The sequence below is a fragment of the Flavobacterium sp. ABG genome (assembly GCF_001027725.1).
GTDB classification, from domain to species: domain Bacteria; phylum Bacteroidota; class Bacteroidia; order Flavobacteriales; family Flavobacteriaceae; genus Flavobacterium; species Flavobacterium cupriresistens.
In genome coordinates, this window is the sequence record NZ_LEKS01000001.1 from 25,844 (window position 1) to 47,391 (window position 21,548).

Consider the following 21,548-nt stretch of genomic DNA (forward strand, 5'->3'; position numbering starts at 1 on the left):
ATGGATTAAAAGTATAATGATATGAGAGGATTTCTTGTTTTGAGTTTGGTAAGTATGGTGTTTTTTTCGTGTAAAAAAGAAACAGTAGTAAAAGAGGAATTAAAGGAAGAAAAAGCTCTTTTTGTTTCCAATCAAAACAGTACAGATTCGTTGTATACTGTTGCTTATTTGCCCACATCTACAACGAAACAAATTGTAAAACATGAATACTATACGCTGTCTTATAATGAAAAGTTCGAACAGGCAGAGTGGGTGGCGTATGAACTTAAAAAAGAATATTTGAAAAATGGAGATTATAAACGTCCCTATTTTATTGAAGATCCCAAAGTAACAACAGGTTCAGCCGACTGGAGGAATTATAAAAAATCAGGTTATGATAAAGGACATCTTTGTCCTGCCGGTGATATGGAGTTTGATAAAAATGCCTATAACGATACTTTTTATACCTCTAATATTTCGCCTCAAAAACATGATTTTAATAGTGGAATTTGGAACAGAATAGAACAGAAAACACGCTACTGGGCAGGAAAATACAACGATATTTATGTGGTTACCGGGGGTGTTTTGAAAGATTCGGATAAAAAAATAGGAACAGAAGAAGTTGCTGTTCCTAAATATTTTTATAAAATCATTCTGGCTAAATCAGGGACTCAGCACAAGGCCATTGCATTTTTAGTTCCAAATGAAAATAGCGATCGATCACTTTACGATTTTGTCGTTCCGATTGAAACGATCGAAAAAATGACCGGAATTGATTTCTTTCCGAATTTGAAAAATTTAAAAAGCAGTCAGGACTTTTAGGTCCGCAATAGTTGCTGTTGGGTTTTCGGCTTTAAAAACAAAGCTTCCAGCTACCAAAACATCGGCTCCGGCCTCTACTAGTTGTTTTGCATTTTTATTGGTTACACCACCGTCAATTTCGATAAGTGTTGCTGCATTTTTTCGGGTAATCAGCTCTTTTAGCTTTTTTACTTTTGCATAAGTATTTTCAATAAAAGATTGTCCTCCAAAACCAGGATTAACGCTCATGATACAAACCAGATCAATGTCATTGATAACGTCTTCTAATAAATCAATATTGGTATGAGGGTTGATGGCTACTCCGGCTTTCATTCCTTCGGCTTTGATTGCTTGCAGCGTTCGGTGTAGATGGGTACACGCTTCGTAATGTACGCTTAGTATATTTGCGCCTAAATCAGCGAAGGTTTTTATGTATCTGTCCGGATCCACAATCATTAAATGGACATCAATTGTTTTTTTTGCATGTCTTGAAATGGCTTCTAAAACAGGCATTCCAAAAGAGATATTCGGGACAAAAACGCCGTCCATAATATCAATATGAAACCAATCTGCCTCACTGTTATTAATCATTTCGATATCACGTTGTAAATTGGCAAAATCGGCTGCTAAAACAGAAGGAGCTATAAGTGTATTCTTCATTGTGTAGTGGTGTGTTGTGTTGTTTTTTGCAAATGTACTTATAAAAAATAAAAAACTCCGGTAATCAGCCGGAGTTTCAATCATCAATCAAAAAACGAACAGTCAATCAAACTGTTGTTTGCGTTAAAAAGGTTTCAAGTTTAAAGTATCAAGTTACTAAAACAACTCGAAACTTTAAACCTGAAACAAATATTTTTATCCTAAATACGTTTTAAGAATTTTACTTCTTGAAGTATGTTTTAATCTGCGGATTGCTTTTTCTTTAATCTGACGTACACGCTCACGAGTTAAGTCGAAAGTTTCTCCAATTTCCTCAAGAGTCATTGGGTGTTGATCACCAAGACCAAAATACAAACGAACAACATCTGCCTCTCTTGGCGTTAATGTTTCTAAAGAACGTTCGATTTCAGTACGTAAGGATTCATGAATTAATTCTCTGTCTGGGTTTGGAGATTCTCCTGAACGTAAAACGTCATAAAGGTTAGAATCTTCTCCTTCAACAAGAGGTGCATCCATAGATAAGTGACGACCAGAGTTTTTCATAGACTCTTTTACATCATTTACAGTCATATCCAGTTCTTTTGCAATTTCTTCAGCAGAAGGTGGGCGCTCGTTAGATTGCTCTAATAAGGCATACATTTTGTTGATTTTATTGATAGAACCAATTTTGTTTAATGGTAAACGTACAATACGTGATTGTTCTGCCAAAGCCTGAAGGATCGATTGACGAATCCACCAAACTGCGTAAGAGATAAATTTGAAACCACGAGTTTCATCAAAACGTTGAGCCGCTTTAATTAGACCTAAGTTTCCTTCGTTAATTAAATCAGGAAGTGTTAATCCTTGATTTTGATATTGTTTTGCCACAGAAACTACGAAACGTAGGTTGGCTTTTGTCAATTTTTCTAAAGCTCTTTGATCACCAGCCTTTATTCTTTGTGCTAATTCTACCTCTTCATCTGCGGTAATTAGGTCAACTTTTCCGATTTCTTGTAGATATTTATCTAACGATGCAGTTTCACGATTGGTTACCTGCTTGGTGATTTTAAGTTGTCTCATGTTGTTGTCTCCCTATTTTTTTAAAGTGTACAAATAGTTATACGTGGGAAGTATAGAAAAAGTTACAACGAAGTGAAAATAATTTTAAAAATATTGTATCGAGTTTCTGAAGTTGGCTTAGTTTGTTGTAAATCTTATAGTTATCAAGGTGCTTTCTGTCTCGTTTATAATGAAAATTGTAGTGGTTTCTAATACGTTTTCAAATATAATGAATTTGAAGAACGAAAAACTCCTTTCTTCAAATCTTAAAGAAAGGAGTTTTATTCGTTAATGGTAGTGAATTTAATTAGAAGTATTTACTTCTATGATTTCTTTTGCAGAAACAGGAAGCCCGTTTTCAGTAAAACCTTCGAGACTTATTTCGTATTTTCCTGGTACATCAGAAGTGAAAAACGAAACGGTATTTTCTTTGTTTTCTAAAGTTAATTGAGGTTCCCAAAGTAATTGGTATCTGTAATCCGGAATTCTATTCTCTTTGTTTTGGTCGTTATAATTTTGTTTAAACGCGATGATTTTATTTTGAGGTCTTTGAATTTCAGTATTTAAAATAAAATTACCGTGCGCTGAAGTCACATAATCATTGTTTTTAGTTGTGAAATTTATAACACCGTTAAAAGCTTTTGGACCATAAAAATAAACGCCGGGAACGATACTTACTTTATATATGTTTTCTGTTTTATAGGTGAATAACTCATTTACGTTCTGAATCAGAAGCCCGTCAACTAATACCAAAGCGGGTTCAGAAAAGTATTCCAGATCATAATTTATATCTCTAAGATTTAAAGAGTAATTATTGTCTTTTTCACGATAGTACATTTCTTTTATAACTTCTGTAATGGTTTCTTTTAAAGTAGGAAACTTGGTGTAGTCGCCAAGAATGTATTCTTTTTGTAAAGGATTATAGAACGGATAAACACTGGAACCGTTGGTAATACTGTCTTTTTTTAGTGAATAATAGGCATTTTCGATCTGATTAGCGATCGATCGTTGTTCGATAGTGCTTTTGTAATCAGAAGTTAAGAATGTTTCCTCTGTATTTTTTAGATCAGATAAGTTGTATCCTTTATTTTTGTCAACGTCTATTTTATAGTCATTTTTATCATTGCCTATTATTTGAACAACAGCATTAGAATAATTAGGGTCTTTATCCAGAATAAAATTAAACTTTCCGGATGGGTTTGTCTGTGTTATTTTAAAAGCATATTCTTTACCGGGTATTGATAAAGCCACGGTTTTATGATTTATCTCGCCAGGATTTTTAGTGTTTGTAATGCTGCCTGAAATAATCTCGCCTCTAAGTTCCGGAAGAAAACGGATCGAATCATTCATACGGTTTGTCAGCTCATTATTGCTGTTGAATTTTACAAATTCAGCAGCATTCATTTGTCTTTTAGAAGGTAAATTGTCGATTTTTTTTACAGAGAGAGAGTAACTTCCTTTGTTTGTTTCAGCGGTTAATGATTTTATTTTTAATGCGACTTGTTCTCTTTCCTGAAAGGTAGTTTTATCCAGTTGTATGGCAAACGTTTTGTCTTTGATTGAATTTTCGGTAACAGATTCGTTTCCTGTTGTTTTGGTTTCTTTGCTTGCCGAATTCGTTTTGTTGCTTACCAAATACGGATTTATTAGCAAAAGGTCCGTTTTTGCTGTTTTTAAATCCTTTTTGTTCAACATCCATTTGGTATAGGCGATAAGTTTGTAGTTGCCTGTTTCAATGGTTGTTGGAATGAAAAAATCCCCTTGTCCTTTTCCGTTATCCAAATAGATTTTATTACTAAAAATAACTTGGCTGTCACTATTAACAAGGTCAACATAGGCTATTTTACTAATTTCACTCCAGGTGTTATTGGTCGGATTGGTACAATACAATTTACAATGCAGTGTTTCTCCTGCAATTAAGGTTGTGTTGTTTAAATGAACAAATAGGGTTTCGTTAGTAGCGATACTAATCGGTTCACTTTTGCTCAACGAACTATTTTGTGCCATAGCAAAAGTATTTATTGCTAGTAGCATAATTGTGCCGGTTATTTTTTTTAATCTATCCAAAATAAAGGTTTAATGTTAGATGAAATTTTAGTACAGTCGCCACAAGGGGCAGGAGTAAAAACATAGTTTGCATAGTCACCACCACCACTAAGAGTTGCAAAATAGACGTACTCTCTTCCGGACCCGGTAACGATAGAATATATTTGTGGGCCACGGCAGAATTTTTCTGTAAAGCAATTAGGTAATTCTATTTTTTGACTACAATCTGCGATAAACGAGGGATAAGGGTCATCTATAAAGATATCTCTGAAATTAAAAAAGATTCTTTTTGTGGAAACGGATGATACTTCAAAATAGCCAATTATTTTCTCGTCGGGATTACCATTTGATTTTAAATTACCATAATTAAACCCCGGTTGGATTTGTGATAAAAGACTTGCGGAAGTCGAAAGACTTTTTAGTGTTTTATAATAAGTGTATGAGGTTAAATTCTGAACATACTCGCGTACAACAATGCTATATCGTTCATAAAGAATAGGATCTTTAATATCTATAAAACGTATGGGCAGATTGATTTTGTCTTCGCTAAGACCTACATTACTTACTAATATTATATCGTCTGATTTTCTTGTGGTATAACATACTCTTGATTCACTATTACCTCTTGGAACAGTCAAATAAGTATAGTTTGGTCCAGGGTTACTTGGATCGGGGGTCAACTTATTTGGTTTCCAATCCGGAGATATTATTTTATAGGTTTCAGCGTATTCGAATCTGTAAAATTGTGATTTTGAACTTGGATCCTGACTGGTCACCACTATTTGTACTCCTTTTTCTCCGTCTATTGTTTCTATTTTTGGTTCTACGTTAATTTGGTTAACAGGAGTCAGAGTCTCCGTTGCAGACGAGTATGATTTGCCGTCGTTTGTTGTGATATTTAATTGGTATGACTTCCCTGTAATCGCCTGGAAAGGATTTTTTGAAACATAAAGACCGGAGAAATCTTCAAATTCAAATTCATAGGTATTGCTATCACTGTCGGTTACATAAACACTTGCTCCTTTTTCGGGAGTTGGACCATACTCCTCCAGACGATAAGATCTGGTAATTTTTATTTCCTGTTTTTTTAACTCATTTGTAATGTTGGCCTGAACAACCGGTATACTTTCAAAGGTATTGGTTTGAAAAACATATTGCTCAGTGCAACTACCTATAGAAAGGCAGAAGAGCATCAGGGCAACTGTCTTGTATAAAAGGTTACTATGTTGAACTATAGATTTCATAAAGAGATAAATTTGTGATTTCATTTTGATTAACGAACTATTTTGTGTCAGCTAATTTTTTTATTATTAGTTGTACTGTGCTTCTTTAATCGACCCAAAATAAAGGTCTGATGTTAGAAGAAATTTTAGAACAATCGCCACATCCTGCAGTAACAAATAACAGGGTTGCCATCTTGTTTCGCTGTGCATAATATACCTCTTCAAATCCCGATCCGGCAACTAACGAATGTATTTTTGGGCCACTACAACCGACCTCACCCCAACAATTAGCATATTCTTTGACATAACAAGGGGTAAAAAATGGCGGATACTGATCTTGTATAAAAATGTCTCTAAAATTAAAGAAAATTCTTTTTGATGAAACGGATGAGACCTCAAAATAACCGACTATTTTCTGGTCTGCATCGTCATTTGATTTTAAATTACCATAATTAAAGCCTGGTTGCACTTGTGACAAGAGACTTGCAGAAGTAGAAAGACTTTTTAATGTTTTATAATAGGTGTATGAGGCTAAATTCTGAACATACTCCCGTACAATAATACTGTAACGCTGAAGAATAATAGGATCCTTAACACCTATAAAACGGATCGGTAAATCGATGCGATCTTCACTAAGGCCAACGTTGCTTATTAAAATGATGTCATCAGATTTTTTGGTAGTGTAACAGACTCTTGCTTCTTTTTTGTGGGGAACTACCAGATAAGTAAAATAAGGACCGGGATTACTCGGGTCTACTATAATTGTATTAGGATTCCAATCGGGAGCTACTACTTTGTAGGTTTCTTCGAATTCAAATCTGTAAAATTGTGACTTTGAGGTTGGATCATTACTGGTTACCCTTATTTGTACACCTTTTTCTCCATCGATTGTTTCGATTATTGGCTCGACCTTAATTTCATTTACAGTAGTTAAAGTTTCAACTTCAGACGAATAGGATTTTCCGTCCTTGGATGTAATGTTTAGTTGGTATAATTTTCCGGTAATAGCCTGAAATGGAGTATTTGAAACATAAAACCCTGAGGATTTTTCAAATTCAAATTCGTAAGTATTTTTATCACTATCTGTTACATAAACAGTTGCACCATCTTCAGGAGTTGGTCCATTTTCCTCAAGACGATAGGATCGGGTAATTTTAATTTCTTGTTTTTTTAATTCATTTGTAATGTTTGCCTGAACGACAAGAATGCTTTCAAACGTATTAGTTTTAAAAACATATTGCTCCGTACAACTGCTAATGAAAAGACAAAAAAGAGACAAAACAATTGTTTTGTACAGCAAATTAATATGTCGAATGGTATATTTCATCTATAAATTACTAAAATTTGATATTGTAAGTTATAGTTGGAATTGGCACCGAAAATATAGACGTTTTGTAGGCCTTTATCTGACCATTAGTAGTCACAAAAAAGATAGAATAAGGATTGTTTCTTCCTAAGACGTTATATATAGAAATGTTCCAAAAGCTATGTGATAACTTTTTAATTTTGTGATTGCCCTCAATGTTAAAACCTACATCTAAACGGTAATAGTCCGGAATTCTAAACTTATTTCTGTCGCTGTATAGTGTGTATTTAAGTCCGTTGTATTCGTAACTTCCAATTGGATAGGTGATGGGTCTTCCGGATTGATACACAAAATTGGTAGATAAACTATATCTTTTTGTGAATTTATAGTTTAATACCGCACTTACTTCATGTGGTTTATCAAAATTTGTTGGGTAATAATGACCATTGTTTACTTTCTCATCAATAAACTGACTGTCAGATTTGATAAAAGTACGGGCATAAGTATACCCCAGCCAACCATTAAGTTTTCCTGCATTTTTTTTAAGTAGTAACTCAACTCCGTATGCTTTTCCTTCTCCTTGAAGCAGCTGTGTTTCCGGGTTTTTGTTTAATAACAATTCAGCTCCAACTTTATAATCTAACAGATTGTCTGATTTTTTATAATATCCTTCCAAGCTAAGTTCTAATTTATCATCGTCTAAGTTTTTGTAGAAACCTAATGAAAATTGCTGTGCATTTTGAGGTGCAATATGTGCATCTGATAACTTCCAGGCATCTGTAGGAGATTGCGTGGTGTTGCTGGTTAATAAATGGATGTATTGATACGTTTTATCATAGCTCGCTTTTACAGAGAAATCGTCGGTTATTAAGTAACGAGCGGCAATTCGGGGTTCGAATCCGCCATAAGTTTTAATTACTTCGTTTTTCTTGTAATCTTGGGTTCCTATGACGGTATCGTCATTGATGGGAGAATTACTTTGATAGATTCTTTCTGTTGCTGGGCCCAGTGCAGAATATCTTGAATATCGCAAACCTAAAGTGATTAACAATTTTTCAGTTACATTGAAATTGTCTGAAAAATAAACCGCAGATTCTATTGCTTTTTCGTCGTCTATGTTTACCGGAATTAGGGTTGCCTCATCCGGTTTTTTCGGATTAAGGTAACCCGGGTCAACGTTATAAAGCTTACTTGAGATACCATAGTTGAAAGCATGTTTTTTGTTTAGGTTGTAATTCCCATTTAAAATAAGCTGACTTTCATTTAATTTATAACCATAATCAAACGAATTTATTCCTCCGTTGTTATAGTCAATGTTAAACTTGTATTCACTATTTGTAAATATTAAATCGGCTTTGCTTTTAGCGTTGAAGGAGTGATTCCATTTTAAAGAAACTAAAGCATTACTGTATTTGTACACAGAATCCGAAGAGATGCTAAAACGGTCTTTGCTATAGTATAAGGTAGACTCAATAGTGTTATTGGCTGTTATTTTGTGATTGTATTTTACGATTGCATCAAAAAAATTAGCCTGACTGTTTTTTAGCGATTCGTCTTCCAATTTCTTTAGAATCCATTCAGAGTACGTACCTCTTATCCCTACAATCAAACTTGACTTGTCTTTTATAACAGGAGTACTTATCGAAAGATTACTGGTCACAGCTCCAAGTCCCGCTTCACCTGTAAGTTTTTCGGGATTACCGTTTTTTGTGGTAATATCAAAAACAGAAGATAGTCTTCCTCCAAATCGGGAAGGGATACTTCCTTTGTAAATATCAACTTTACTGGTTGTATACGGGTTTACAGCAGAGAAAAAACCAAGAAAATGTGAAGTATTGTATAAAACAGCATTGTCTAAAAGAATTAAATTCTGATCGTCTTTTCCTCCACGTACGTTGAAGCCTGCAGATCCTTCACCTGTAGTTTTTATTCCCGGTAAAGTAGTGGCAACTCTAAAGATATCACGTTCTCCAAGAACCAGAGGGACATTTTTTATTCCTTCCACGTCTATAGTAGAAACTCCGGCTACAGCTGTTTTTACATTTCTATTGGCATTTTTGTTGATAACAACCTCGTCCAGTTCATTAATACTTTCGTGAAGGGATACGTCTAAACTACCATTGTCATAAATCATAACAGGTTGTGTATCTTTTCTATGATTGATGGACTCTATTTGGATATAGTTAAGACCAAAAGGCAGTTCGATTTTGTAAAACCCCTGCTCATTTGTTGTTGTACTGATCTCTTTATCGCGTACTTTGATGGTTACGTTAGAAAGAGGTTTTTTATTTTTTTCATTTTTTATAATACCGGATAAGGTGAATGATTTTAATTCTTCTCCCTTTTTCTCTTTCCCTATGTATACGATCCCATTAACAGTAGTATTTCGTTTTTTTGTATCTAGTTGTTGATGGAACAGCGGTTTTGTTACGGTCTTGTTTGCCGCAATAACTGCTGAAGTAGCAATTACAGGTTCGAAGTAATTATCGGGTAATGTACTGTGGATGATACTGTTTTTCGTCAGTATTATTTTTTTATCTGTGATGAAGTAATTTAGATTCGTGTTTTCAAAAACGCCAGCAAGTACTTCGTCCAGTGAAGTGTCTGTATAGGTTTTGTTTATCAAAAAAGCATTGGATTTTATCCAGTTCTCATCAAAATAAAACTTGTAGCCGCTGTTTTTTTCGAGGCTTTCAATAGCTGTTTTTAGATCAGCATTTTTAAATTCAATGGAGATGTTATTCTTTTTTTCCTGACTAAATGTTAATGTATGAAAAGCGAATAAAAATAGGGTAAGTATAATTTTTCTCATTTTTTTAATTGGCTTCATTAGGGATAAGGTTGTTGATTCTTTTGATTAGATTTTCAAGAAAAACGTTCTTATCGGATTCTTCTAATTGAGAGTTAGAGTTGTAGTACTTTCTTATGTCACTTTTGTGCTCAGGAAAAATTTTAATAATATCGCTTTTTGAGCTGATCTTGTAGTAGACGTCTTTGTATTTTAAGATATACTCGTTTTTGTCTCTAAACTCATCAGAACTGGCCAGGTTGGTTCCGTCTGATATTCTTTTAGTGTCTATAACTTTTGTCTTGGTCTTATGATGTTTGATGTAAAGCGTGTTGGTCTTAGAGAAAGTAAGTTCTTCATAATAACCGTTCATGAAGATGGGGCAGGTTGGGTTGTTGAAATTTATATTAACAAACCTTTTGTTGTTAAGCGTAAAGTAAGCTGTTTTTTCTTTGATTAGGCTGATGCCTAAATAGTCGTATTCGCCATTGGCTTTCAAAACTAAAATATCATTATTGACATCGTATTTGAGGTCAAGATTATGATAATTTTGGTTTTGATAATTAAGGTCTCCCTTGCTATAGTCATTGGTCAGGTAGAAACTATGACTTTTGTCAAGAGTCCTGTAAAGGTTCACATAACGTGGCCCATTATAGAGATCTAAGTTGCTTTTGCCAATGGTTTTGTCAAACCAGCTGTTTAAGGAAGTAGTATTGCTTGATTGGCTGCGTACGGTGTAAATTTGTAAGAATAATCCAAATAAAATAAGGAAAATTGACTTATTTTGATAATTTTTCAAAGATTGTATGGTTTTGATGATTTGATTTGATGATCTCAAATGTATCAAAAAAATGTTACGTATTACACACAAATGTGTTAAAATGTAAGGAATAGTAGCTGTATTTAGAATAAAACCTTTAAAAAATCTTAGAAATCCGAGGGTTTGATTGAATAAAACCCCAGTGATTTAGCGGGCTAAGGTGTAGTATTTGTAAAATTATAAATTAACCTGAATAGTTGTGTTATTTACACCATATTCTGGTTTTCGAAAGGCATTATGGAGGAATGTATTCTGTTCTTTAGTTGCGGATTATCCTATAGGTTTTGATTTTGCGATTTTCTGGCTGGAAAAGGAGGCATTTAGATTTTAAGTATTTACATGAAATAGAAAATGTTTGGATCGAATCTAAAAGTTGAACACGAATTACACTAATTTTCACGGATTAATCTTGAGATTCTTGGTTGGAAAGTTTTGCCACGAATTAACGAATTTTTACGAATTATTTTTTTTGCCACAGATTAAAAAGATTTGCACAGATTTTTGAAATCCTTTTAATCCTTTAATCTGTGGCTTTTTTTGCACACAGGTGTGTCCCGGGTTGGTAATTCTTTGACAAAGTCTCAATCGCACTTTCTTGAAATCTGTGGTAAAAAAAGTATTCTAGCTTAAAGTGAGGATTATAAAAGTAAAACTTGGCCGCGAATTACACTAATTGGCACGAGTTAATTTTTTAGCCACAGATTAAAAAGATTTTCACAGATTTTTGAAATCCTTTTAATCTTTTAATCTGTGGCTTTTTTTTTGCACACAGGTGTGTCTCGGGTTGGTAATTCTTTGACAAAGTCTCAAGCGCACTTTCTTGAAATCTGTGGTGAAAAAAGTATTCTGCTTTAGAGTAACGACAATACAAGTAAAAGTTAGCCACGAATTACATGAATTTTCACGAATTAATTGTTGAGACTCTTAGTACGGAAGTTTTGCCACTGATTAAAGGATTAAAATGATTTAATCTATTCTAAGGTTCACATAGTAATTAGTGAAAATTCGTGTAATTCGTGTTCAACTTTTAGACTTGATCCAAAATGCCTGCTTGCAGAAGAATTGTCGATTTAGGTTCTTCTCAATATGTAAAAACCCCAACTCATATACATGAATTGGGGTTTTCTATAAATAAACCTTTAGTAAACTAAGATCTGATTACTCTTTTTTCTCCTCACGTGGAGGTCTTGGAACAAGCGCTTTTTTAGACACTTTTTCTTTTTTAGTTTTAGGGTCAACTCCTAAGTATTTTACTTGGAAAACATCTCCCATTTTAACTACATCAGCAACGTTTTCAGTACGTTCCCAAGCTAATTCAGATACGTGAAGTAATACTTCGTTTCCAGGTGCAGCAAGATATTCTACTACAGCTCCAAAATCAAGCATTTTGATCACTTTTACATCGTAAGCTTCTCCTAATTGTGGTTTGAAAGTAATCGATTGGATTTTTGCCAATACTGCTTCAATTCCCGCAGGATCTGTACCTAAAATTTCAATAACACCTTGCTCATCAACTTCGTTAATCACGATAGTTGTTCCGGTAGCTTTTTGTAATTCTTGAATTACTTTTCCACCAGGTCCAATTAAAGCGCCAATAAAGTTTCCAGGAATAGTTCTGGTAATGATTTTTGGTGCGTATGCTTTTACATCACCTCTTGGAGTAGCAATAGTTTCAGTTAATTTACCTAAAATATGCAAACGACCGTCACGAGCTTGATTTAAAGCCTGCTCCATAATGTCATAACGTAAACCATCAATTTTGATGTCCATTTGACAAGCAGTGATACCATCAGCAGTACCGGTTACTTTAAAGTCCATATCACCTAAGTGATCTTCATCACCTAAAATATCAGACAATACAGCAAACTTCTCACCGTCAGTAATTAATCCCATAGCAATTCCAGAAACTGGTTTTACCATTTGAACTCCCGCATCCATAAGCGCCATAGTTCCGGCACAAACTGTTGCCATAGAAGAAGAACCGTTAGATTCTAAAACTTCAGAAACAATACGAATTGTATATGGACAATCAACAGGGATCATGTTTTTTAAAGCTCTTTGAGCCAAGTTACCGTGACCAACTTCTCTTCTTGAAGTTCCTCTTAGTGGTTTTGCTTCACCAGTAGAGAAAGGAGGGAAGTTATAGTGCAGGTAGAATTTCTCTTCACCTTGCTCAGAAGGAGAATCGATTTGGTTTGCTTCTCTTGAAGTTCCTAAAGTTACTGTAGCCAAAGCTTGAGTTTCTCCACGTGTAAACAATGCAGAACCGTGAACTCTTGGTAAATAATCAGTTTCACACCAAATTGGTCTGATGTCAGTTGTTTTTCTACCATCTAAACGAACACCTAATTCTAATACTACATTACGAACTGCTTCTTTGTTTGTTTTGTAGAAGTATTTAGAAACTAAATCTCCATCAGCAGCTAATTCTTCTTCTGTAAATAAAGTTTTTACTTCTTCTTTTACTTCAGCAAATGCAGCACTTCTTTCGTGTTTAGCAGATCCAACTTTCGCAATAGCGTAAATTTTATCGTATGCAGCAGCTTTTACTTTTTTGTAAATTTCTTCGTTTTCTTTCTCACCTTCGTAAGTACGAATTTCTTTTTTACCAAAAGCAGCTTGTAAGCGTAATTGTGCGTTAATCTGAACTTTAATAGCTTCGTGAGCAAATTTAATTGCTTCTACCATTTCAGCTTCTGAAATTTCTTTCATCTCACCTTCAACCATAGCAACAGAATCTAAAGAAGCACCAATCATCATGTCGATGTCTGATTTTGCTAAATCTTCTCTACTTGGGTTGATTACAAATTTTCCGTCGATACGTGCAACACGAACTTCTGAAATTAAGTTGTAAAATGGAATGTCAGAAACAGCTAAAGCCGCAGAGGCAGCTAAACCAGCTAATGCATCTGGCATAACTTCTTCGTCATGAGACATTAATTGAATCATAACCTGAGTTTCTGCATGGTAATCGTCTGGGAAAAGTGGACGTAAAACACGGTCTACTAATCTCATTGTTAATACTTCATTGTCGCTTGGTCTTGCTTCTCTTTTGAAGAAACCTCCAGGGAAACGACCAGCTGCAGCAAATTTTTCGCGATAATCTACCGTTAAAGGTAAAAAATCAACATTAGGGTTAGCGGTACGTGCTGAAACTGCTGTCGCAAGTAACATCGTGTCGCCCATTCTTACTACTACAGAACCATCCGCTTGTTTAGCCAAACGTCCTGTCTCGATTGTGATGCTTCTGCCATCACCTAAATCGATTTTTTCTACAAATAATTGTGGAATCATAAATTTTTTCCTTATTGGTTATACAATGGGTTTTAGTTGTGTTGTAGTTGTTGTTGTGTGTAGTTGTTGTTTCTAAAACCCAATGAAAAACCAAACTTTTTTTCTTATAAAATGCTTGTAATAAATAAATTCCGTAAAAAACAAAAAGAGGCACTTTCGCACCTCTTTTCTATATTGATTATTTTCTGATATTCAATACTTTGATAATCTCACGATATCTGTTGATCTCTGTCTTTTTCAAGTAGTCCAACAAAGCTCTTCTTTTACCTACTAATAGTACAAGAGAACGCTCAGTGTTATAATCGTGACGATTTTTTTTCAAGTGTTCAGTTAAGTGTGAAATTCTGTAAGTGAACAATGCAATCTGACCTTCTGCTTTTCCAGTGTTTTTAGCATCACCGTGTTGTGCGAAGATTTCTTCTTTTTTTTCCTTAGTTAAATACATTCCAATATTTATTTAATGATTTTTATGTATGTCATACATCTCTTGTAAGACGGGTGCAAAATTACATTTTTTTTTCGAAAAAATAAATTTAAAGATTGAAAAATTTAAATATTAAATATTTTAATCGAAAAAGCACCATTTGATAATGGTTTGATCCCTTTATTTTTTAGAATAATTTTGCAACTTCTTGATTCACAAATTCTAAAAACCTTTCGTCAGCCTCTGTAAACGGATCAATAACATGGCTGTCAATGTCAATTTGACCAATATTGAGTCCGTTAACAAATAATGGAACTACAATTTCTGATTTCACAGTAAAACTGCAAGCGATGTAATTGTCTTGCGCCGCAACATCCGGTACAACAAAATTAGCATTGCTTTCGGCAACCTGACCGCAAATTCCTTTTCCAAAAGGAATCACCGTATGATCCGTTTCTGCTCCTATATATGGACCCAAATGAAGGGTCTTGTTTTCGTGATTGGCAAAATAAAACCCTACCCAGTTGTAATATTCAACGTTTTCGTTCAATAGTTTACAGATCGATAGTAATTTTTCGTCTCTAACAGCAGCTGTATCAGCTACAATAGCGCTTATTTTTGGTTGTAATTCCTGAAATGTCATAATGCAAGATTTTTATGCAAAAGTATTTAATGCTGAATTTAAAAAATACATAAATTTGTTAAAAATTTCTTTTGAAAAAATATTTCCTGCAATTTAAACCGTTTCTGATTTTTATAGGCACTTTTTTCGCTGCCTATATCGGATTTACGTTAGTTTATAAATTTTATTTAGATAGTTTTGACACAACTGATGTTGATGGGATAACGGCTATTGTTAGTCATAATGTAGATGGGTTGATGGGATTGTTTAATTGTGATAGTAAAATTTTTAAAAGCCCTTTAAGTCCCTATTTTGAGGTTTGGTACAATGCTAAATTTACGCTCCGAATAGTGGAAGGATGTAATGCGGTAAGTGTTACGATTCTGTTTGTTTCTTTTGTATTAGCGTTTTCAGGAAAGTTAAAAACGACTTTAGGTTTTATTCTGTTCGGTGTTTTTTTAATTTATCTTCTGAATGTAATTCGAATTGCATTATTAACGGTTTTATTATTTCGTTTCCCAGAGCAAGAACATATTCTTCATGGCGTTCTTTTTCCTTTAATAATCTATGGATTGGTTTTTAGCTTATGGGTTTTTTGGGTGAATAAATTTTCGAAGTATGCTAAATAAAATAAGAGATCATAAGTTCAAAATTCTGTTTTCGATTATTATAATAGTAGGCTTTGGCTTGATAAGAGCTTTTGAAAAGACATTGTTTTATGATCCTTTCCTGGTTTATTTCAGTTCTGATTTCAAAACTTCGGCTTTCCCTGAAGTAGATACTTTTAAACTTTTTTGTGGACTTTTGTTTCGCTATTTTTTAAATTCTGGTTTATCACTGATCCTTATTTATGTGTTATTTCGGGACAGAGAAATGCTGAAGTTCAGTGTGTTTTTGTACAGCTGTTTTCTGGTAGTTCTCTTTGGGATGTTTTTTGTAATTCTTGCCTATTTTCCCGACGGAGGATGGTTGCTTTTTTACGTGAGAAGATTTATTATTCAGCCCATATTTGTCTTGCTTTTTATTCCCGCGTTTTACTATCAGATGCAAAACTTAAAAAAATAACAGTTTATTCGGCTTTTTTAAAAGTCTTTTAGATAATTTTGCAGTATGAATCTAAAGAAGTGCACAGGATTATTTTTAGCTTTCCTATTGTTGGTTTCCAACATCGGGTTTGCTTTTGATGTGCATTATTGTGGAGGCAAGATTGCTTCGGTTTCTTTAAATACTGCGAGTTCTGTTGCTCCGGAAAAGAAATGTTGTGGCATTTCAGAAAAAAAATCATCTTGTTGTAAAGACAAAGTAGTTCGTTTTGAGAAAAAATCAGACGATGCTACCTTTAAGATGTTCTTTTTTCAAATTGCTTTTCCTGCCGTAATTGAAGACTTTAAACCAATTGCCTTTCTTTCGCTTCCAGGTTTCAAAAACAAACAGATTACTTCGTATTATTCTGATGCGAATGCACCCCCTTTATACAAATTATACAGTCAGTACATTTTCTACTCCTGATTTTAATGTTTTAGAATCAAGCTAATGATAGCTTGTGTTTTGTTATTTAATCCTTTCTCGTTTTTTGAGAAGTGTTAAAGAACAGTTTTCTATTTCACATTAAAGTCAATTTTATGCAAAAAAACATACTGCTTTTTGTGGTGTTTTTGCTTTCTGTTTCTGTTTTTTCACAGGAAGATTTACAGGAAGTAAAGATCACAAAAAAGCAAAAAGGAATTAAAAAATCCTATACCGTCACTGCTAATACAAGTGTTATTACAAGTAAAGAATTATTAAAAGCTGCTTGTTGTAATCTTGCTGAAAGTTTTGAAACAAATCCGTCTATTGACGTAAATTTTTCGGATGCCTTAACAGGAACAAAGCAAATAAAAATGCTGGGTTTAACGAGTCCGTATTTAATGATTACCGAAGAAAATATTCCTTCAGTACGTGGGGCTTCACAGGCCTATGGGTTGTCTTTTACACCGGGTACCTGGATTGAAAGCGTGCAGATTACCAAAGGTGCCGGAAGTGTTATTAACGGTTACGAAAGTATCTCCGGACAGATAAATACAGAACTTTTAAAACCTTTAAACGATGATCCGTTTTTTCTGAACTTTTACGGATCTACTGATTCTCGTTTTGAATTGAATACTCATTTCAATAAAAAAATATCGGATAAATGGGCAACAAGTCTTTTTCTTCATGGAAATACCCGTGTTGCAAAAAATGATATGAATAAGGATGGTTTTTTGGATAATCCCTTAGGAAAACAAATCAATATTCTGAATCGGTATCAGTATTATGATGCTGAAAGTGGTTTGGTAAGTTTTATCAATTTCAAGTATATGAATGATAAAAAACAAACCGGAGAGGTAGATTTTGATAAAGAAAGAGACAGAGGAACAACAAATTACTGGGGTTCGGAAATCAACACAGAACGTTTTGATGTTTCGTCAAAAATTGGATATGTTTTTCCGGATATGCCTTATCAGAGTATTGGATTTCAGAATGCTTTCAACAGTCATAATCAGGAATCTTACTTTGGTTTGAATCAATATAATATCAAACAAAGCAGTTATTATTCAAATTTAATTTTCAATTCGATTATCAATAATACCAAGCACAAATTTACAACCGGTTTGAATTTTTCGTACGATCGTTACCAGGAGTTTGTAAATGTGAATGATTACAGCAGAATTGATAATTCGGTTGGAGCATTTTTTGAATACACCTATGACAATACAGATAATTTTAGTCTGATTTTAGGGGGTAGAGTGGACAATCATAACCGACTGGGTGTTTTTGTAACACCACGTTTACACTTGCGATATAATCCTTGGGAGTATGGAGTACTTCGTTTTTCGGCAGGACGCGGGAAACGTTCGGCTAATATCTTTGCCGAAAACCAACAGCTTTTTGCCAGTTCAAGAACCTTTTCTATTTTAGATAATAGTGGAAAAATTTATGGATTGAATCCTGAAATTGCTTGGAACTACGGTTTGAGTTTTTCTCAAAAGTTTAAACTGTTTAATAAAAATGCCGAAGCAGGTTTTGATTTCTACCGAACCGATTTTCAAAATCAGGCCGTTGTTGATGTCATGCAAAGTCCTCAGGAGGTTCTGTTTTATAATTTAAAAGGTAAGTCGTTTGCCAATAGTTTACAGGTGGAATTTAATTTGGAGTTGATTCACAATCTGAATCTGAGAACGGCTTATAAATACTACGACATTCAAACCGATTACTTAAGAGGAACTTTTCAACGTCCATTACAAGCAAAACATCGTTTTTTAGGAAATCTGGAATATGAAACGGCTTTGAGCAATGGTAAACAATGGAAGTTTGATTACACGTTTAACTGGTCGGGAAAACAACAATTGCCTTATACGGCATCAAATCCTGCAGCAGATCAGTTTCCTGACTTTTCGCCTGCATATGCGGTTATGAATGTTCAGGTGACTCGTGTTTTTTCTCCTGTATTTGAGGTTTACATAGGCGGAGAAAATATAGGGAATTACAAACAGGAAAAAGCAATTCTGGGAGCCGATGATCCTTTTGGTCCCAACTTTGATGCTTCAATTGCATACGCGCCAATTTTCGGACAGATGTTTTATGCGGGATTGCGATTTAGAATAAAATAAAGAAGTTAAGTTTAATTACAAGAATCAATAAATAGTAACAATAAATAATAGAAAAAATGAACAAAATAATTTTAATTGCACTGGTAACTTTTTTAGGGTTTTCTGCTCAGGCACAAACTAAGAAAAATAAGAATTTAAAATATACGACAGAGGTAAACGGTAATTGTGAGCAATGCAAAAAACGTATTGAAAAAGCGGCTTTTGGTGTGCCGGGAGTGAAAACTGCTTCTTGGGATATTAGTTCGCATCAGCTTACTGTGATTTTAAATGAGGAGAAATCTTCTCCGGCAGATTTAAATAAGGCAATTGCTAAAGTTGGACATGATACCAAAGAGGAAAAAGCAACCCAAACCGATTATGATAATTTGCATAGCTGTTGCAAGTATGTAAGAGAGGAATAATTAAGAGCCTGGGTTGTTACCCGGGCTTTTTTTGAATCGTTAATTAATCTTTAAAATCCCGTATTTTATTGTGGTTGAAGTAAATTATTGCTACTTTCACGGACTTATAAATATAACCTAACGCATATATGAATAATTTTGACTGGACTCAATTAATAAACCCTGAATTTTATATTACATTAAGTGTCGGAGGGGTTCAAATTGGGTTGTATATTGTTCTGTTTATAGTATTCGCTGAAACAGGACTTTTTGCAGGTTTTTTTCTGCCTGGAGATAGCTTACTTTTTTTGGCAGGGATTTACAGTCGTGATTTGGTTGAAAGCGTTGTTCACATACCGGGAGATTTTATCAATGTATTTTTGCTTTCTCTTTTGGTTGCTATAATGGGAGTTTTAGGTAATATGACGGGATATTGGTTTGGAGCCAAAAGCGGTTATTACCTATTTAAAAAAGAAGATTCATTCTGGTTCAAAAAGAAATATTTATTGCAATCAAAAGACTTCTTTGAGAAATATGGTGGTAAGGCTATTATCTACGCTCGTTTCCTTCCAATCTTTAGAACTTTTGCTCCAATCATTGCCGGAATAGTTTCTATGGATAAAAAGAAGTTCATGTTTTATAACATACTGAGTTCCTTTCTTTGGTCGTTTATTTTGATCTTCTCTGGACATTATTTATACGGTGTCTTTTTAAAAGAAGGAATAGATTTAAAACAACATATTGAATATATAATCATCATAATCATTATCATTTCAACCTTGCCGGTCTTGCTTAAAATTTTAAAGAAAAGACCAAGTGAGAATATCTAAAGAATCAAAAAGCCCGGAGTTTACTTCGGGCTTTTTTTGTGTTTAAGGGTGTAATGAATTTTAAGTTTGTAGTATAAGCTATTGTTGACTGTACCATTTTTTAGTAAAGAAAAATATGCTCTTACTATATATAATTTAGATTCTTATTTTTGTGGAGTTTTGCACACACACACATACAAGCTGTACTAAAAATTTAATGCTTTGAGAAATTTTTCACGCAGATTTAGCAGATTGCACAGATTTTTTTAAGAGGTGAATAAGATCGGCCTAATCTGCTAAATCTGCGTGCAAAAGAAAATATTTGCGAACCTTTACTTTATTTTAATCGCAAAGTATAGGCAAGGACACAAAGAGAGTCCGCAAAGATCGCAACGCTAGTGTGAGTGTTAAGGAGCTCTTTGCAATAAGCTTACCCTAAACGCATAAATTTGGAATTTGGAATTTCAAAAATTTGGAATTTAACCCCACTACCATTCATTAACCTTATTGGCATCCATTTTTAAGAAGATAAACAACAAAATAGTGAATCCCCAAAGTCCGGAGCCTCCATAAGAAAAGAAGGGCAGAGGAACCCCGATTGTCGGGAAAATTCCGGCAACCATGGCAATGTTTACGAAAAAGTGTGTGAATAAAATTCCGGCAACGCAATATCCGTATACGCGGCTGAATTTTGTTTTTTGTCTTTCGGCTAAGTAAATGACTCTTAGAAATAATCCAACAAAAAGGGCGATGACAACCATTGAGCCTAGGAAACCCCATTCTTCACCAACGGTTGTAAAAATGTAATCCGTATGTTGTTCGGGTACAAAACCTCCTTTGGTTTGAGTTCCTTCCAGAAAACCTTTTCCAATCCATCCACCGGATCCAATAGCAATTTCAGATTGATTGGTGTTGTATCCAATACCTTTCATGTCTACCGTTTTTCCTAAAAGGATATTAAAACGATCCCTGTGGTGCTGCTTGAAGACATTGTCGAAAACATAATCAACAGATAAAACAAAACAGGAAACAATAGCGAGTAAGATTCCGCTTAAAAGAAGGTTTCGATCTACAACCCGGCCTTTGAAATGGATGATGGTCAAAACACCTAGTGAAATTAATATCACCACGTAAGGTTCCAGAACGAGTGTAAGTACAAATAATAGTATGGCCAAAAATCCTGTCCAGACATACCATGCAGGTAGACCTTCTCTAAATAAAACCACAATAAAAATACTGTATATCAAGGCGCTTCCCGGGTCAGGTTGCGGCAAGATCAGAAGAACCGGCAGAAAAACAATGGCTAAAGCCTGAATCTGTCTGTTGGTTTCTTTTAAATTGATTTGACTGTCGCTTAGATATTTCGCTAAAGCTAAGGATGTTGCTGCTTTTGCAAACTCAGAAGGTTGTATGGTAAAACTTCCAATGGCATACCAACACCTCTGACCGGCGATCGTTTTTCCAAAAAGAAATAATCCGGCTAATGATAATAAAGAAACGCCAAAAATAATAGTAGCGTACTTCTCGTAGAATTTACCATCTACAAAAAGAACAACAAATATTAAAGGAATTGTACAGGCAATAAATATTAATTGCTTTTCATAAGTGCCATCAGTAGATAATAATGAAGAAGAATAAATGTTCAGCCATCCTAAAACTACCAATATAGCATAGATGACCACACTTATCCAGTCAATATTATTTTTTACACTTTGATTTCTCATTTGAA

At 34.2% G+C, this 21,548-nt stretch carries 18 protein-coding genes; 7 read left to right on the forward strand and 11 right to left on the reverse strand.

Annotated elements, in window-relative coordinates:
• Positions 1-21: 21 nt before the first annotated feature.
• Entirely contained in the window at positions 22-801 is a 780-nt protein-coding gene (locus AB674_RS00115; RefSeq protein ID WP_047772750.1) for a DNA/RNA non-specific endonuclease, read from the forward strand.
• Here the strand turns inward: AB674_RS00115 and rpe are convergent.
• From rpe to AB674_RS00165, 10 genes are all read right to left on the reverse strand, one after another.
• Positions 778-1,440 (reverse strand): ribulose-phosphate 3-epimerase, encoded by a 663-nt coding sequence (gene rpe / locus AB674_RS00120; RefSeq protein ID WP_047773246.1) that lies wholly within the window; start codon positions 1,438-1,440, stop codon positions 778-780. The two genes, AB674_RS00115 and rpe, sit on opposite strands and share 24 nt — an antisense overlap.
• 195 nt (positions 1,441-1,635) lie before the next feature.
• Complete coding sequence (locus AB674_RS00125; protein WP_007804760.1) at positions 1,636-2,499, reverse strand: RNA polymerase sigma factor RpoD/SigA; 864 nt, start codon at positions 2,497-2,499, stop codon at positions 1,636-1,638.
• A 282-nt stretch (positions 2,500-2,781) separates the two neighbouring features.
• Positions 2,782-4,512, reverse strand: coding sequence for a hypothetical protein (locus AB674_RS00130; protein WP_131701502.1), 1,731 nt, complete (start codon positions 4,510-4,512; stop codon positions 2,782-2,784).
• 20 nt (positions 4,513-4,532) lie between these two features.
• Positions 4,533-5,768 (reverse strand): DUF4249 domain-containing protein, encoded by a 1,236-nt coding sequence (locus AB674_RS00135; protein ID WP_047772754.1) that lies wholly within the window; start codon positions 5,766-5,768, stop codon positions 4,533-4,535.
• 85 nt (positions 5,769-5,853) lie between these two features.
• Entirely contained in the window at positions 5,854-7,074 is a 1,221-nt protein-coding gene (locus tag AB674_RS00140) for a DUF4249 domain-containing protein (RefSeq protein ID WP_047772756.1), read from the reverse strand.
• A gap of 10 nt (positions 7,075-7,084) precedes the next feature.
• Positions 7,085-9,865, reverse strand: coding sequence for a TonB-dependent receptor domain-containing protein (locus AB674_RS00145; RefSeq protein ID WP_047773249.1), 2,781 nt, complete (start codon positions 9,863-9,865; stop codon positions 7,085-7,087).
• Between the two features lie 4 nt (positions 9,866-9,869).
• Complete coding sequence (locus AB674_RS00150; protein WP_047773250.1) at positions 9,870-10,640, reverse strand: hypothetical protein; 771 nt, start codon at positions 10,638-10,640, stop codon at positions 9,870-9,872.
• 1,179 nt (positions 10,641-11,819) lie between these two features.
• Positions 11,820-13,955, reverse strand: coding sequence for a polyribonucleotide nucleotidyltransferase (locus tag AB674_RS00155; protein ID WP_047772758.1), 2,136 nt, complete (start codon positions 13,953-13,955; stop codon positions 11,820-11,822).
• 178 nt (positions 13,956-14,133) lie between these two features.
• A complete protein-coding gene (gene rpsO / locus AB674_RS00160) occupies positions 14,134-14,400 on the reverse strand; it encodes a 30S ribosomal protein S15 (RefSeq protein ID WP_047772760.1) in 267 nt (88 codons plus the stop codon).
• A 166-nt stretch (positions 14,401-14,566) separates the two neighbouring features.
• Positions 14,567-15,022, reverse strand: a complete 456-nt coding sequence (locus AB674_RS00165; protein WP_047772762.1) for a GAF domain-containing protein — start codon at positions 15,020-15,022, stop codon at positions 14,567-14,569.
• Between the two features lie 71 nt (positions 15,023-15,093).
• Between AB674_RS00165 and xrtF the strand changes: the two genes are divergently transcribed.
• The 6 genes from xrtF to AB674_RS00195 all read left to right on the forward strand — a co-directional run bounded on the left by xrtF (position 15,094) and on the right by AB674_RS00195 (position 19,840).
• Positions 15,094-15,630: an exosortase family protein XrtF gene (xrtF, locus tag AB674_RS00170; RefSeq protein ID WP_047772764.1), complete on the forward strand. Its 537-nt coding sequence runs from the start codon at positions 15,094-15,096 to the stop codon at positions 15,628-15,630.
• Positions 15,620-16,066, forward strand: coding sequence for an exosortase F system-associated membrane protein (locus tag AB674_RS00175; RefSeq protein WP_047772765.1), 447 nt, complete (start codon positions 15,620-15,622; stop codon positions 16,064-16,066). Before xrtF ends, AB674_RS00175 begins: the two co-directional genes overlap by 11 nt.
• Before the next feature lie 45 nt (positions 16,067-16,111).
• Positions 16,112-16,510: an HYC_CC_PP family protein gene (locus tag AB674_RS00180; protein WP_047772767.1), complete on the forward strand. Its 399-nt coding sequence runs from the start codon at positions 16,112-16,114 to the stop codon at positions 16,508-16,510.
• Positions 16,511-16,623: 113 nt separating this feature from the next.
• Positions 16,624-18,630: a TonB-dependent receptor plug domain-containing protein gene (locus AB674_RS00185; protein WP_047772769.1), complete on the forward strand. Its 2,007-nt coding sequence runs from the start codon at positions 16,624-16,626 to the stop codon at positions 18,628-18,630.
• Between the two features lie 56 nt (positions 18,631-18,686).
• A complete protein-coding gene (locus AB674_RS00190) occupies positions 18,687-19,031 on the forward strand; it encodes a heavy-metal-associated domain-containing protein (protein WP_047772771.1) in 345 nt (114 codons plus the stop codon).
• 128 nt (positions 19,032-19,159) lie between these two features.
• A complete protein-coding gene (locus AB674_RS00195) occupies positions 19,160-19,840 on the forward strand; it encodes a DedA family protein (protein ID WP_047772773.1) in 681 nt (226 codons plus the stop codon).
• Between the two features lie 467 nt (positions 19,841-20,307).
• On the opposite strand, the gene rodA is transcribed toward AB674_RS00195, so the two are convergent.
• Positions 20,308-21,543, reverse strand: a complete 1,236-nt coding sequence (rodA, locus tag AB674_RS00200) for a rod shape-determining protein RodA (RefSeq protein WP_047772775.1) — start codon at positions 21,541-21,543, stop codon at positions 20,308-20,310.
• Positions 21,544-21,548 lie beyond the last annotated feature (5 nt).

What these genes read in the sequence shown, in the direction of transcription:
- AB674_RS00125 (WP_007804760.1), bottom strand. Translation starts at nt 2,499, where the DNA reads ATGAGACAACTTAAAATCACCAAGCAGGTAACCAATCGTGAAACTGCA.
- AB674_RS00165 (WP_047772762.1), bottom strand. Translation starts at nt 15,022, where the DNA reads ATGACATTTCAGGAATTACAACCAAAAATAAGCGCTATTGTAGCTGAT.
- AB674_RS00175 (WP_047772765.1), top strand. Translation starts at nt 15,620, where the DNA reads ATGCTAAATAAAATAAGAGATCATAAGTTCAAAATTCTGTTTTCGATT.
- rodA (WP_047772775.1), bottom strand. Translation starts at nt 21,543, where the DNA reads ATGAGAAATCAAAGTGTAAAAAATAATATTGACTGGATAAGTGTGGTC.
- AB674_RS00145 (WP_047773249.1), bottom strand. Translation starts at nt 9,865, where the DNA reads ATGAGAAAAATTATACTTACCCTATTTTTATTCGCTTTTCATACATTA.
- AB674_RS00135 (WP_047772754.1), bottom strand. Translation starts at nt 5,768, where the DNA reads ATGAAATCTATAGTTCAACATAGTAACCTTTTATACAAGACAGTTGCC.
- rpe (WP_047773246.1), bottom strand. Translation starts at nt 1,440, where the DNA reads ATGAAGAATACACTTATAGCTCCTTCTGTTTTAGCAGCCGATTTTGCC.
- AB674_RS00195 (WP_047772773.1), top strand. Translation starts at nt 19,160, where the DNA reads ATGAATAATTTTGACTGGACTCAATTAATAAACCCTGAATTTTATATT.
- AB674_RS00155 (WP_047772758.1), bottom strand. Translation starts at nt 13,955, where the DNA reads ATGATTCCACAATTATTTGTAGAAAAAATCGATTTAGGTGATGGCAGA.
- AB674_RS00115 (WP_047772750.1), top strand. Translation starts at nt 22, where the DNA reads ATGAGAGGATTTCTTGTTTTGAGTTTGGTAAGTATGGTGTTTTTTTCG.
- AB674_RS00185 (WP_047772769.1), top strand. Translation starts at nt 16,624, where the DNA reads ATGCAAAAAAACATACTGCTTTTTGTGGTGTTTTTGCTTTCTGTTTCT.
- AB674_RS00140 (WP_047772756.1), bottom strand. Translation starts at nt 7,074, where the DNA reads ATGAAATATACCATTCGACATATTAATTTGCTGTACAAAACAATTGTT.
- rpsO (WP_047772760.1), bottom strand. Translation starts at nt 14,400, where the DNA reads ATGTATTTAACTAAGGAAAAAAAAGAAGAAATCTTCGCACAACACGGT.
- AB674_RS00130 (WP_131701502.1), bottom strand. Translation starts at nt 4,512, where the DNA reads ATGCTACTAGCAATAAATACTTTTGCTATGGCACAAAATAGTTCGTTG.
- AB674_RS00190 (WP_047772771.1), top strand. Translation starts at nt 18,687, where the DNA reads ATGAACAAAATAATTTTAATTGCACTGGTAACTTTTTTAGGGTTTTCT.
- AB674_RS00180 (WP_047772767.1), top strand. Translation starts at nt 16,112, where the DNA reads ATGAATCTAAAGAAGTGCACAGGATTATTTTTAGCTTTCCTATTGTTG.